Here is a 14,596-nt window from a genome sequence, read left to right as displayed (position 1 = left end):
GTTCTCCCCTGAAAAGGCCAAAGCAAAGCTTTGGCCTAAGTGTTTTTATTATAAGTTGTATGCTTTTTTCACTAAACCATAGGTTAACTGATAAGCGAGTTCATGCGCTGACTCAATACTAATTTGGTGATTAGCAACAAGTTCAGCTAAATAGCGACAATCCACACGACGCGCGACATCGTGGCGGGCTGGAATAGATAAAAATGCACGCGTATCATCATTAAAACCAACAGTATTATAGAAGCCCGCTGTTTCAGTGGTTTGTTGACGAAAACGCAGCATACCAGCCGGACTATCATGGAACCACCATGCAGGCCCTAGTTTTAGGCTAGGGTAGTGGCCTGCAAGTGGCGCAAGCTCGCGGCTATAGGTGGTTTCATCGAGGGTGAATAAGATGATTTTTAACTTTGGATGATTACCGTATTTACTCAATAGTGGTTTAAGCGCGTTTACATATTCTGTTTGGCTTGGGATATCTGCCCCTTTATCACGACCGAATTGATTGAAAATCGGTTGGTTATGGTTGCGGTGTGCACCTGGGTGGATTTGCATTACTAAACCATCCTCGATACTCATGCCTGCAAGCTCGGTCAGCATTTGTCCACGAAACAGTTCTTGTTCTTGCTCATTTGCGTGACCAGTTCGGCATTTTTCGAACAATGCTTCACATTCACTCAGTGACAAGTCGGCAGTTATTGCACTGGGGTGCCCATGGTCAGTGGCTGTTGCGCGACCTTCTTTTTTAAAGTACTCACGGCGAATACGTATAGCGTCTAAATACCCTTGCCATGTTGTGGTATCTTGCTCGGTTAGCTCCCCTAGTTTTGCGACATTATCAATAAAGTCTTCGCGACTTGCATCAACCACATCATCTGGTCTAAACGTTGTAATAACTCGCTTTGCCATGTTTGTGCCAGCCATGCCACGATGATGTTCGAGCGAGTCTAGCGCACCTTCTGTGGTTGCAATTAGCTCAATATTGAAACGGTCCATTAGCGCATGCGGTTTATAGGCATCAGTCGCCAGCTCTGCGGTGATTTTGTCATAATAGTCTTGCGCATTGTCTGAATTTAATTTTTCAGTAAAACCAAAAACATCGCTAAATACAGCGTCTAGCCAATAGCCACTGGGTGTACCTGCGAACAAGTAATAATTGTCCGCAAAAATTTGCCATGCTTTTTTTGGATCAACGCTTTTAGAACGCGCCATATCACCTTCTAAGCCATGCTCAGGAATTCCTAACGTTGTTAAGTCGATGCCTTGGCTGTAGAGCATTCTAAACACATAGTGATCTGGTTTTATGAAAAGCTCAGTAGCGTTACCAAAATGAGGGTTTTCATTAAACCATTTAGGGTCTGTGTGGCCGTGTGGGCTTACAATAGGGAGATCTTTAATTTCATTGTAAAGTTCACGGGCAATGCTTACGACAGCGGGATCGCTTGAAAATAGGCGATCAGGATGTAGTTTAAGAGACTGTGATTGACGAGTCATAGTGTTTCCTTTATTCCTTTATTCATTTACTTATTAGCCACCGGTGGCAAAATAGGCCAATTTATTTTGTTAGTACGTTAGCGCAGGCTTGAGTGATACTTTGCCAGTCTTTTGTATTCACCCAATCAGGTTTTGCGACCCACGTTCCACCCACAGCAAATACATTATCTAATGCTAAAAAATCTTTGAAATTTTGAGCATTTACACCGCCTGTAGGACAAAAGCGTACCTCTTGAAAAACACTCGAGACAGCGTGTAAAAAATCGATTCCGCCACACAATGAAGCTGGGAATAACTTGTGTTCTGTAAAGCCATATTCACTGGCGAGAAGAATATCGGCATTATTCGATACGCCTGGTAAGCATGGTTTGCCACAACTTGCTAAAGCATCTAGCAGGCGAGGCGATACTGCTGGCGTTACAATGTAATCAGCGCCTGCATTAATGGCGTTATTTAATGTGTCACTACGGGTAATTGTCCCCGCACCCACGATGAGATTTGGTAATGCCGATTTTATCGCTGTTATTGCAGCTAATGATTGCTCAGTGCGAAGTACAACTTCGACTAAATTAATACCAGCATCTTGCATAGCCCGAGCAACGGCGACTCCTTGCTGTGGATCATGTGCTTGGATGATTGGCAAAATCGGTTGTCCTGCCATTAATTTAGAAAATGCGCTCTGTGCCATTAGATTGACTCCGCTAATAATTGTTTTGCGCTAATTGATTGATTGTTCAAGGTGACGTTTTCAACATTGAAATCGGTGATATTTTTAACGATTGACTGTTTTGCGACGTTATCAAAGTGGCTATTTATAATTGTAAAATCTTTGATAGGTGCCCGCTCAAATCCATTTAAATAGAACGCTTTATCAAGCACGTTATTACAGTGCAGATTGTCTATAACGATATCGCGTACGGTGGGGTCAAATTGGCCTGCATCACCTTCTTCGTAAAAGAAATTAATAACAATTGCATTTTTTACTGTGCCAACTTCAACATTACGAATGCGAATATGCGCAATTAATCCACCGCGGACAGAATTGGTTTTAATACGGATGGCACGTTCTAAATGTGGACTGTCCATCGTGCAATCTTGTACGTAAACATTGTTCACACCGCCTGATATTTCACTGCCAATGACGACACCACCGTGACCTTCTTTCATGTGACAGTTTTCGATCACTATATTGGCAGATGGCGTGTTGACGCGACGACCGTCAGCATTTCGCCCCGATTTAATTGCAATACAGTCATCACCTGTATCGAACGTACAGTCTTTTATATGCACATGATTGCAGCTTTCTGGATCGCAACCATCGGAATTTGGCCCATGGCTTGAAAACGTGACACCACTGACTGTCACACTGTTACATAACACGGGGTTTACTAACCAAAAAGGAGAGTTTTTGATAGTCACTCCCTCAATTAACACATTATTACAGCGGTAGGGTTGAATGAAAGGGGGGCGCAGATATGCACCATCAGCGTAGATTCGCTCAGTAACAGGTAAGGCGTTTTCAGCATCAACCATTAATTGTTTACGTGCTGGTTTTTGATCCATCAATTGACCATTTTCTTGGTATTGTAATTCCCAGTGTTTTTCTTTGTGCGGACCTTTCCATGGCCACCAAGTGGTATTATTCGCATTACCCTCTAGTACACCTTCGCCAGTGATAGCTATATTTTGTTGGCCATACGCATAAATTAAAGGGGAATACCCCATCATCTCGAGGCCTTCCCAACGAGTGAATACTGCAGGTAGGTAGTCATCTGGATTAGTACTAAAACTTAGCACTGCGTTTTTTTCAAGGTGTAAATTAACGTTCGATAATAAGTGAATCGGGCCGGTATAAAATACACCCTCAGGAATAATAACTTTTCCACCACCTTGTTGGTGGCAGGTTAAAATAGCCTTTTTTATAGCATGGCTATTATTAAACGTACCGCCACTTTGAGCGCCAAAGTCAACGATATTAAAAGCACTCTCGGGGAACTGTGGTACTTTAATGTTCTTTTTAATCGCTTCGGCTGCTGACCAATCATTATTATCTGTTGGCGTCAGTAAGGTATTTACACTCGCACTTTTGCAGCCCATTAATGCAGCAGTACCTACTAAACTACTCGAGGCGAAGGCTTTAAGAAAAAATCGGCGATTATTGTTCATACTCAAGGTTCCTGTAGTCACAACGTGTGTGCTAATTGTTTTTATAGTTGAAGTACTCTAGCAACAATTGCCACCGGTGGCAATTGTTGCTAGAGATTTTATAAAAAATAACCAACCACACAGTATTGGTTATTTGGAGGGGAGTCATTTGTTAAAATGATCCGCGCAAGCCGACTAAGAATTGGCGTCCTGATGATAAGCTTTCGTATGGGCGAGGTGTGTAAATATCATTCCACATCTCTTGCTTTTCATCAGTTAAGTTAACGGCTTCAAACGACAAGCTCATATTTTCTGTCAGTTCATAGCGAGCAGAGAAGTTGAGTTTTGCTTTGTCATCATAGCCACGTACAAACGTTGATTCATCTTTGTATTCATCGAGGTATTGTTTGTTATAACCACCACGATAGTTGTATGAGAAACGTGCTGACCAATTATCTACTTCATAATATACGGTTAAATTATATGTATTTTTTGATGTTTCTTCTTCAACTAGGCTTAGTGAATTACCATAAAAAGGGTCTTCGATATCGCGGGTATAGTCGATATATGTGTAGTTTGCTTGGATCCCTAAGTTATTAAAGGGCTCAGGCAAGAACGTAAATGGCTGCTGATAAATAAACTCAGCGCCCCACATATCTTCAGCGTCGGTATTAGTAAGTTGGGTTACGGTCCAGGTAATATCTTCTGCGTTCATATCACCAATGTCGATACCCAAGCGATCTAACTCAGCCTGACTTAACACTTCATCACTACTTTCAGATGAAATACCGGTGATATTTTTAAAGAAAACAGAACCCGCAACCAGAGATTCATCTGCAAAGTACCACTCTAGACCTATATCGTATTGTTTTGCTTTGTACGGCTCAAGTGACGGACCCGCACCACGTTTAATTGTTGCGGTAGGGTCTTGCTCATCAGGGGTATTAACACTTATTGATGAACGTAAGTCAGATAGTTTTGGTCGGGTAATAGCGTGTGAGTAACTAAAACGACCGACTAAATCTTCAGTGATATCATAAGCTAGGTTAAGCGAAGGTAACCATTCATCACCTGTGCTAATCGATTCTCGCCAACCATAACCATTTTCAAAGTTAGCGCCATCACCTTTGCCTGCTGTGTAGCCATCTTTGTAAATATGATCCAGATTTACAATTCGGCTCGTGTTTTTGTTATCAACATAGCGAAGACCTAAATTACCCCTTAGTTCTGAATTGAATATATCTTTTCTAAAGTTAAGTTGAAGGTAGGCTGTGTTTACCTCTTCTTTTATATAATAGGCACGTTTGTACTCTTCCTTCGCTTCAAAAAAGGCGGCATTAGAAAATGCATCCATCATGGCATTGTAGTCAGGTGTTAGCCATGTAGAGCCAAATAGTGTTGAAGTGCTCGGTACTGAGGCATTATTACCAAAGTGAATACCGGTCTCATTAAGTGTGGTAGAAAATAAGTCTCCCGCTATTTGATCGGCATCTAAGTCAATAACTTGTGTTTCAGCTGATTTACCGCTGGTTTTGTTCGTTTCTATATCTAGGTTTTTCCACGCGTTGCGGAAGTCGTGTTGTTCAGTTTCAAAGCTACGCTGCCCTACACCAAATTTCACTGTGTATTCATCATTAAGTTCGTAGGCAAAATCAAGTTTAATGGTTGAGTTTTCGCTCTCAATAGTTTGTGCGCGGTTACGAACGAGCCCAGCACTGTAATTGCTAGCGTCTAGCATGGTGTTTTGTAATTGCTCTTTGGTAAACGCGTTTCCAGGAGCTTGTCCTGCTGCAAAAGCAAATGATGGCATTGTTGTGTTTAACTGCGCACTGCCTATCGCTTCACCACCGGGATTATTAATTAGAGAAAGTGGGTCAATATTACTGTCGTAACTGTAAGCAACGGTTGAGCCCTCTGCATCAAGTGCAAAAGTGCGAAGATAAGGTACATCCAAATCAGATTTTCCTTTACCTACTAAAAAGCTCATTTTTAAACGATCATTAATGTACCAATCACCCGTAAAGCTTACTTGATCAAAGTTTGATTCAGAGGAATCTTGTCGTGCTTCTGAACGTATAATTGCATTTGAAAACGCACCAGCAACAATTGTATTGTTAGGATCTGTATAGATGTTTTCAGGTACGATATTTTTTTGATCACGTAACAATACTGAGTATTGATATTCATCCATTGTCGTGTCTAGCTCTGCATGGAGAATATCTAAGTTCATTGAAAGATTATCAGTAGGAGCGTACTGGAAGGCGACGGTTGCACCTAGGCGTTTTTGCTCTTTTGAAAAGATAGAATAACGAGGTATACGGGGTAAATATAAACCATCCAGATTATCGTTTGTGTAATTGCCATTTTCTAACAAAATGGTCTTAGGTGCAGCTGATAGGTAGTTTGTACCTCCTTGACCAACGGGTGAACCGCCATCAACATAGTTTGGATTATTGACGGTCCAGCGAACCGTTGATGAACCTTCACTTTGGACGGTCCCATCACTGTATGCAACAGAGGCAAGTACACCGAATTTATTATCCCAGTTATTACTGAGCATAAATGACACGCGCGGCGATACATCCTCAGAAATATCGTTATAGCGGGCATTGACATTGTATGAGCCTTTAAAGCCTTCATATTGGAAAGGGCGCGCAGTCTGTAAATTGACATTACCTGAAATCCCGCCATCTTCTCTTTCTGCAGACACGGTCTTATCGATGTCTATTTGTGTAAAGAGTTCTGAAGCAAACACGTTATAATCAAAGGCGCGTGAAGTATTAGAGCCACCAGCCGCATCGGTTGCCGCTCCTGCTGAAGCTGATTCCATGCCATTAATCGTTGTTTTTACAAACCGAGAACCAAGACCCCTAATTGTTATTTGACGTCCTTCGCCAGCATCTTCTTCAATAGAGATACCGGGTACTCGAGCCAGGGAGTCGGCAACATTTAGATCTGGAAACTTACCAATATCTTCAGCAATGATTGTTTCGCGTGTGCCTACCGCCTCACGCTTAGACATTAGCGCTGCATTAATACTGCCACGGTAGCCTTTAACCTGAATAATTTCGATGCCATCATCTTCTACTGCATTATTTTGTTGTTCTTGTGCATTAGCAGCATAACTTCCCATTACGCCACTGAGTAATAGTGAGGTCATAAGATAGCTTAGTTTGAATGTTTGCTTACTTGTTGTCATTGCTGTTCCAGTTGTAGTTTATTGTTATAAATTACATGACTTTCAAACGGCATAAGTCATATCCTGTTATTTTTTTATGCGATTGTGTGTTCAATTACGCAAAGAGTAAAATGCCACTTTAAATCCCTGTTTTGCTACCGGTGGCATTTAGGTAGAAATTATACGTAAAAATTCGTGCTGTCAAACCAAATAAACCAAAAATATTAATATTTCCTTTACAAATTAACGTTTTTAAAACCGCCGCAAGTTACATGATGGTGCAATAGTGGGTTGATTTTATTTATTTATTTGCCACCGGTGGCAGTGTGTGCTAGGGTCATTTTTATTGAGTTAATTTTCTACAGTGAGAGTTCAATGTTTAAACATTTTTTAAGGTTTCTATACGTCGGTGTTGCGCTTTCGTCTACTGCTCAGGCTGATGAACAGATCAACGTTTTTATGGCGGGAGACTCTACAATGTCAATAAAAGAAGTGAAAGATTACCCAGAAACAGGGTGGGGAATGCCTTTTCAATACTTCTTTAATGATCAAGTACAGGTAATTAACCTGGCTAAAAATGGTCGCAGCACACGGACTTTTAAATCAGAAGGTCGTTGGCAAATGATTATGGACGAGATTAAGCCAGGGGACTATGTCATCATACAGTTTGGTCATAATGATCAATCAAAACAAAAAGTTGACCGCTACACATCCGTACCCGACTTTAAAGCAAATTTACTTGGCTTCATCAAAGATGTGCGCGAAAAGCAAGCTCATCCCCTGTTAATGACACCGATAACGCGCCGCTATTTTAATGAAGACGGAACGATTAAAGAGACGCACCCGCTGTATGCAGATGCGGTAAGAGATGTTGCTAAACAAACAAAGGTTGATTTTATTGACATGGAAGCAATTACTAAACGCTACTTTCAAGCGCTAGGTGATGACGGCTCTGCATTACGTTTCATGCATATTGCCCCTGATTTGCACCCTAATTACCCGTTAGGTGTAACAGATGACACCCATTTGAACCAACTGGGTGCAACAGAGGTTGCTCAGCTTGTGTTAACAGAATTAAAGAAGATGAATCATCCCTTGGTTGCAAAAGTTAGGAAGCCAGACCCTAAACACCTAAAGCGTTAAATTTGAGCGTTAAGTTGTATTTTTTACTGAAAGCCTAACAATAAGATTGTGAGGCTTTTTTTATCGGGTTTTGTTAATCGGTTTCGTGTAATTCCACATATTGACATTATAAACGCGTTGCTTCTTTTGGCTTTATTGTCCTTAATTTTATAGCACTATAGTTATAGTTCGCTTTTTTAATTGTTCTACTACATTGGGTTAGTCATCAACTGACAGACAGCAATGATAACAACTATAAAGGCGATATATGCAAAAAATAACACAATTATGTAAACGAAAATCAGCATCGTTTACGCCTGTGGCCGTGCTCTGCGCTGTTATTTTCTCACAGCCAAGTTTTGCAGGTAGTTGGCAGCAAAATGTCAGCATCGGCGGTTTCAATAATGTTCATATTTACACGCCAGATACGCAGTCGAGTATCGGTGATGGTCATTCATTAATGTTAGTCCTGCATGGCTGCGTGCAACCAATCAATAACTATTTAAGTGCCAATTTAGAAGAGGCCGCAGAGGCTCATGGCATGGTGATAGCCGTGCCTGATGCGATGAATAAAGCGGGGTATAGCTGCTGGTCCTATTGGCAAGGTGCAATAAACCGCAGCTCTGGCGATTATAAGAATTTGATTAATTTAGCCAATGCTTTAAGTGGTGATGTAGCCCGTAATATCGACCCGAAACAGGTCTATATTGCTGGCTTATCATCTGGGGCTGCGATGGCCGCGCAAACAGCATGTGTGGCACCTGATGTATTTGCAGGGGTTGCACCCAGTGCGGGTCCTACTATTGGTACCAGTTCAAGTGGCGCTATTTCGACCTGTGAAACAGTCTCTGAAAATACGTTTGTATCACGTTGTGAAAGTTATGCTGGTAGCTACAAAAATAGTTTTGAAACACAAATCGCAGTGGTTGCTCACGGCACAGCCGATACCACAGTAAACACATGTTATAACCAACAAAATGCCAATGGGTTTGCAGCGCTTTATGGGGTTAATCAGTTATCGGGGACAACAACAATTAGCGACGACGCCACTCGCACGGCAGAGCAATCACACTGGCAAGATAATCGAGTAGCTATGCTGTGGTTGAATAATTTAGACCACTCATGGTCAGGTGGGCAAGGTGCTTCGGGTGATTATGTCGCAGCAAATAGCATTAACTTTGCAACATATTTAGGCGAGTATTTTACAGCGAACAATAAACGTGTTGATCGCAACTCTGGCCCCGAAATCAGTAATTTAAATGCCACAGACAGTAACAGTCAGCTCACCATTACAGGCAGCGCAATCGACCCTGAAGGCAGTGTAACGAGTGTGAATATAAATGTGTATAGCCTGGCCGCAGGGATGACAAGCTTAATTGAATCTCTCAATGTGCAAGTCGATGCGAATAATGCCTTTAGCGGGGTGACAAGTGCACTCACCGATGGTCTTTATGAAGTGCGTGTAAGTGCCACAGATAATGAAGCTAAACAAGGTAATGAAGCAAATCTTACTGTACGTGTTGGGCCAGAACCTGCGGCCACAGCACCTGTACTCAGTGATACTGCGGCTAGTGTAAATGGGCAATGCGCTACAGTAACAGGCACCGTTATCGATGATAATCAAAACGTAAGCACGGTTGTGGTTAGCTTTAGCAATGGTGATGTGACTGCTACGGTGAATGGGCTTGAGTACTTTGCTGAGCAATGCAATCTAGCGGGTGGCAATAATACCGCAGTGATCACAGCAAGCGATGATACAGCCCTTACATCAACCGACAGCATTAGTTTTGTCATCGATGCTGGGGTTACTGGCGATTATAACTTGCACATTAATGAAGGCCATATTACGTGGGGAGAAGGTTATTCGGCGTGTTATTTAGCGTTTGGTACCGCAAGCTTCACGATGCGGGAGTATGCGGCAGGAACAGAACAATGTCAGTGGATTGCTGATGATGACTCAAGTTGTGCAGGGCCTTTACAGGCATGCAAAACCACCACAGAACCTAGTAATGACGCAGACAACGACGGTGTGCTCGACGGCGCAGATAATTGCCCGAATGTAGCGAATGCTGATCAAGCCGATAACGATAATGACGGGATTGGTAATGTGTGTGACAGCACTCCAGATGGTGAAACGAGTGACTCTGACAGCGATGGTGTCAGTGATAGCTTAGATAACTGCCCGCTGGTGGCAAATAGTGATCAGCTAGATAGTGATGCAGATGGTGTAGGTGATGCGTGTGATTCAACACCGAATGGTGATTACCAATGCACCGAAACCACTTCAAGCAACTATGCGCATGTGCAAGCAAACCGCGCGACGACGAATGGCTCTTACGCTTATGCGTTGGGCTCAGGTGATAACTTAGGTCTTTACAACACTTTTTATACCAGCACCTTAGCGCAAACTAGTGCGGGGTATTACGAGTTAGGCAGTTGCCCTAATTAATAAAATTGTGTCGCCCCGATGGGCGACACATCCACCCAGTTAAAACTTATAAGTTAAGGTTAGGCTGCCGTTTGTAGGCGCACCATAATAACCCACAGTTTGTAAACTATTAATGTACTGCTCGTCAGTGATGTTGTTGACGTTTGCTTGTATGTCAATGTTGTCGTTGATATTCCATCGAGCAAAGGCATTAAGTAAGCCATAACTTCCTTGTTTTACATTGTAGTCAGTGCTTTCGATTTTAGATTGCCAACGGCCATTTAAGCCCACAACCACCGCATCGGTCACCGCATAATCTACTGTTACACCTACAACATCACGAGGCGCCCATTTATTGGTATCATCACCATTTTCATCAGTTACATCAATATGTGTATAAGAAGCGACGATATTGATGTTGTCGGTAATCTTTCCAGTGACTTCAAATTCATAGCCTTCTGACTCAATAGACACGCCTTTATAGTAATAAATACCATCTTCTGTCAGGCCCGCGTATTGAGCAAAGTTATCTTGCTCAGCAGTAAAATAGGCAAACGTTGTCATTAGTGCATCGTCAAACCAAGAAGCCTTAACACCTGTTTCAAAGTTAGTGCCTTTGGTGGGGGCTAAGTATTGGCCGTTGTAATCTGCTTGCTCTTGCGGCTGATAAATATCAGAGTAACTTGCATATAAGTTTAAATCGTCGTTTAACTTATAAGTAAAACCAACATAGGGGCTCGTCTCGCTCTCGTCATTATCAATTGATGCACCGGCATTCATGCCTGAGCGCTCAAATTCAATAGTGTTAAAACCAACTACGGTAAATAATTTATCAGTAATGTTTAACTGAGCAGAGCCAAAGTAACGCGTTAGCTTTTGTTCGATATCAGAATATAAAACAGGCGCTAACCAATCTGGCTCAGGTATAGCATCTAAGTCATATGGAAATGCTGGGGTTGGACCATAGGCCGGTGTGTTTGCAAAATCAAATGGGTGTTGATACATCACGTCATCACTTTTTGCATGGCTTACACCAACGCTTGCCTGATGTTCTTTACCAAATAATTCAAAGGCACCAAATGCTTTGATTTCAAATAAGTCTGCATCTATATCACTGTCATAACGACCCGGCCAACCACTTAAGCCTAAGTGAGTGTCTTTATCAATCGTGCCGCTGGCATAAAATAGCTTGTCTTGCTCTTCAAAACCGCGGAAGTTATAGCTTGCTTGAAGTTGCCACGCGTTAGCAAAAATATAGTTGTATTCAATAAATGCAGAAGTGTTGATGGTGTCCCACATTGTCCATTCTTGGGTGGTTGTGTCGCTCACATCCCATTTTGCTTGGCTGCCATCTGTGTAGTTATACACCAGCCCACCCCATGTATTACCATCGGTATCAGCATCTTGATAAGAATAACCAGCGGTAACAGTGGAGTTATCTGTTAATTGACCATCGACAATAACAGAGAAAAACTCACGGTTATTTTCAAGCCCGTCAAGGTAAGATTCTTTATCTTCAGCAGCCGCAACAAAGCGGGCTGCCCAGCTCCCCGAATCAGTTAAAAGCAAAGAGTAATCTGCTTGAAGACGTTTAAAGTCCCATGAGCCAAATGAAACACCTACTTCACCACCATTTTCATTTTTTGGGCGCTTACGAACATAGTTAATCGTGCCCGATGCATTACCAACACCCGTTAAAAGGCCATTTGCTCCACGGATAACTTCAATGTTTTCGTAGCCATAGGCTTCCATAGCCCCGGTTACAATGCCCCAATCATTTGGCAAACCAACCCCATCAATTTGGGTGTTTTTAATTTCAAAGCCACGCGACGTGTAGTTAGTACGATTTGTTTCCCATTCTTCAACATTGATGCCTGGGGCTAAACGTAGCGCATCGTTGATATTAAAGGCTGAATAGTTTTTTAGTTGCTCTGCGGAGATGATACTGATTGATTGTGGTGTTTCATCAATCTCTAGTGCAAGGCCAGTTGCGCCTTCACTTATACGATTTTGGCGAACACCCACAATCTCAAGTGTTTCAATATTCGCTTCAGCCTCAGCAGTTTGCTGTGCGAAACTGAGTTGTGGATTCAATGCATAAATAATAGCGGTTGCAAGTGGCAACTGAGTTAATTTCATTCTTATCTCCGCGTGTTGTGAGCAGTAAATGGCAATGGTTGATTATTGTTTTGATTAAAATAATTCGCGGTAAACTTATCACAACTGATAATAATTATCATCAAGATTTAAATCTAAAGTGTTATGTTAATACAAATAAATGTAACAAAATATGTCAGTTTATTTTGTAAGAGGGCAGCTTATAAGGCGTATTTCATTTTGTGCTTACCGTCTATTTTAATAGTGGCTTATCGCTGCTTAGCAACATGTAAAATTATGAGTAATTTTAAGGAGGTATCACCATTTTACTCTTGGTCAAAATTGTTAGCGGAATAACGTGTGGAAGAGGGTGTATTGCGTGTGCTAAATGATGACATTATAAAATAAGCCACTGGCATAAAATCGAAGCCGTTGTGTAGGCTAGGTAAATAAAGTGCGGCGTCCAGAGTCGCTATTTTAAAGTTAATTCAGTATGCGTTATAAGGTTAATAAAGTGGGGTCATACAAAAATTGGGTATTTGAGGAGTAAAATCGTCTTTATGTACTAGTATGAAATAACAATCTTCATTATAAAAGGAATAGGCATGCTCAGCGCTTATCAAAAACAGTTAGTTCAAAATAGCTTTAAAAAGGTAGCCCCCATAGCCGACGACGCAGCAGCCATTTTTTATGCCAAATTATTTGAGTATGATCCTAAACTTAAAACACTCTTTAAAAGCGACTTAAGGTCACAAGGAAAAAAATTAATGATGACCTTAGGTATTGCAGTTAAAGGGCTCGACAATTTAGATGAGCTCGTGCCAGTACTTGAACAACTTGCACGAAAACATATTGACTACGGTGTAAGCGTGGATGATTACACACCGGTAGGAAATGCATTGTTATATACGCTAAAAACAGGCTTGGGGGATGATTTTACCCCTGAATGCAGAAAAGCATGGGTCATTACTTTTAAGGCCATTGCTGATGTAATGCGAACTGCGGCATACCCCAGTTTTGACCCCGCAACTTACAAAAATGTTAAGTATTATCACAAATAATTTTATTGAATCGGGTGTATTGATATAAAGCCCATTGCTCATGGGCTTTATAGTGAAAGTTTTAAGCGTTACTTTCAACTTTTGTTTGTTTTGAGGTCGACATTGAGCTTCCGACCGATGCGGTGATAACGAGCAAAATGGCTAACCATTGCCATACACTTAAAAACTCAGCCAAGATAATAAAGCCAGCGAGGGCTGCTACCGCAGGCTCCAAACTCATCATGATACTGAAACCCTGTGCGGGCATATTTCTAAGTGCAACCATTTCAAGTGTATAAGGCAGGGCACTTGACATAATGGCAACTAGAATACCTAAAGGTAAAACGTCCCAACTTAATAGCGCCATGCCTTGTGAAGCTGCACCATAGGGAACAAGTACAATAGCTGCAATGCTCATACCTAAAGCGACGGTCATGCCGCCTGAGCCTTGATTGCCCGTTTTTTTACCGAATAAAATATAAAATGCCCAACAGGCTCCTGCCGCTAGCGCTAAAATGACCCCAACAGGGTCGAGACTTTCCTCACCTTTCATATCAGGTAATAACAGCACAATACCTGCTATGGCGCAGGCAACCCAAAATAAGTCGCGCTTTTTACGAGATGATAAAAGTGCGACCGCTAATGGACCAGTAAATTCCAGTGCGACACCAATACCCAGCGGAATACGCTCGATAGCGTAGTAAAAAAGTATATTCATACCCCCTAAGCTTAAGCCGTAAATAATAATCGGCATGCGCTGGCCAATAGGAGGAAAGGCTCTCCAAGGCTTAAAAACTAAACACAGAATCGCCGCCGAAAAACCGAGGCGCAATGCAGTGGTCCCTTCAGGGCCAATCAATGGGAATAATTGCTTAGCGACAGATGCACCTGACTGAATGGTGACCATGGCTAATAACACGCAAATAACAGCAATCAAAAACGGGGGGATGGTACGCTGCATCACTGTCCTTATGAATAAATAAGAGCTGAAGTTTGGGGGCGATTTTACTGATGTTTTGATGATTAAGAAATGTTTTTCGTTAAACGGTAGCCGATTTTCGATGAAACCTAAGTTGTGGGGCATTCATAACTGTA

At 41.9% G+C, this 14,596-nt stretch carries 9 protein-coding genes and 1 pseudogene; 4 read left to right on the top strand and 6 right to left on the bottom strand.

What is annotated here, in order from left to right; all coding sequences use genetic code 11:
- Positions 1 to 48: 48 nt before the first annotated feature.
- From uxaC to GZH31_RS18635, 4 genes are all read right to left on the bottom strand, one after another.
- Entirely contained in the window at positions 49 to 1,491 is a 1,443-nt protein-coding gene (gene uxaC, locus GZH31_RS18650) for a glucuronate isomerase (RefSeq protein WP_074988731.1), read from the bottom strand.
- A 61-nt stretch (positions 1,492 to 1,552) separates the two neighbouring features.
- Entirely contained in the window at positions 1,553 to 2,179 is a 627-nt protein-coding gene (gene eda, locus GZH31_RS18645) for a bifunctional 4-hydroxy-2-oxoglutarate aldolase/2-dehydro-3-deoxy-phosphogluconate aldolase (RefSeq protein WP_074988732.1), read from the bottom strand.
- Complete coding sequence (locus tag GZH31_RS18640; protein WP_074988733.1) at positions 2,179 to 3,657, bottom strand: glycoside hydrolase family 28 protein; 1,479 nt, start codon at positions 3,655 to 3,657, stop codon at positions 2,179 to 2,181. Before GZH31_RS18640 ends, eda begins: the two co-directional genes overlap by 1 nt.
- Before the next feature lie 151 nt (positions 3,658 to 3,808).
- Positions 3,809 to 6,835 (bottom strand): TonB-dependent receptor, encoded by a 3,027-nt coding sequence (locus GZH31_RS18635; RefSeq protein WP_180311693.1) that lies wholly within the window; start codon positions 6,833 to 6,835, stop codon positions 3,809 to 3,811.
- A gap of 354 nt (positions 6,836 to 7,189) precedes the next feature.
- Between GZH31_RS18635 and GZH31_RS18630 the strand changes: the two genes are divergently transcribed.
- From GZH31_RS18630 to GZH31_RS20130, 3 genes and pseudogenes are all read left to right on the top strand, one after another.
- Complete coding sequence (locus GZH31_RS18630; RefSeq protein WP_065978974.1) at positions 7,190 to 7,957, top strand: rhamnogalacturonan acetylesterase; 768 nt, start codon at positions 7,190 to 7,192, stop codon at positions 7,955 to 7,957.
- Between the two features lie 247 nt (positions 7,958 to 8,204).
- Positions 8,205 to 9,980: pseudogene (locus GZH31_RS18625) on the top strand (PHB depolymerase family esterase); the annotation flags it as partial.
- Positions 9,966 to 10,385 carry a thrombospondin type 3 repeat-containing protein gene (locus GZH31_RS20130; RefSeq protein WP_374027203.1) on the top strand — a complete coding sequence of 140 codons (420 nt, stop codon included), beginning with the start codon at positions 9,966 to 9,968 and terminating at the stop codon, positions 10,383 to 10,385. The pseudogene GZH31_RS18625 and the gene GZH31_RS20130, both read left to right, overlap by 15 nt.
- Before the next feature lie 39 nt (positions 10,386 to 10,424).
- On the opposite strand, the gene GZH31_RS18620 is transcribed toward GZH31_RS20130, so the two are convergent.
- Positions 10,425 to 12,503, bottom strand: coding sequence for a TonB-dependent siderophore receptor (locus GZH31_RS18620; protein ID WP_065978976.1), 2,079 nt, complete (start codon positions 12,501 to 12,503; stop codon positions 10,425 to 10,427).
- 563 nt (positions 12,504 to 13,066) lie between these two features.
- On the opposite strand from GZH31_RS18620, the gene GZH31_RS18615 reads away from it, so the two are divergent.
- The gene (locus tag GZH31_RS18615) at positions 13,067 to 13,522 is read left to right on the top strand and encodes a globin family protein (protein ID WP_036972258.1); all 456 of its coding nucleotides are present in this window, start codon (positions 13,067 to 13,069) and stop codon (positions 13,520 to 13,522) included.
- Positions 13,523 to 13,583: 61 nt separating this feature from the next.
- On the opposite strand, the gene GZH31_RS18610 is transcribed toward GZH31_RS18615, so the two are convergent.
- Complete coding sequence (locus GZH31_RS18610; RefSeq protein WP_036972256.1) at positions 13,584 to 14,462, bottom strand: EamA family transporter; 879 nt, start codon at positions 14,460 to 14,462, stop codon at positions 13,584 to 13,586.
- Positions 14,463 to 14,596 lie beyond the last annotated feature (134 nt).

The sequence above is a fragment of the Pseudoalteromonas sp. JSTW genome (assembly GCF_013423925.1).
In the GTDB taxonomy this organism is placed as follows: Bacteria; Pseudomonadota; Gammaproteobacteria; order Enterobacterales; family Alteromonadaceae; genus Pseudoalteromonas; species Pseudoalteromonas lipolytica.
This window is presented reverse-complemented; position numbering and strand designations above follow the sequence as displayed.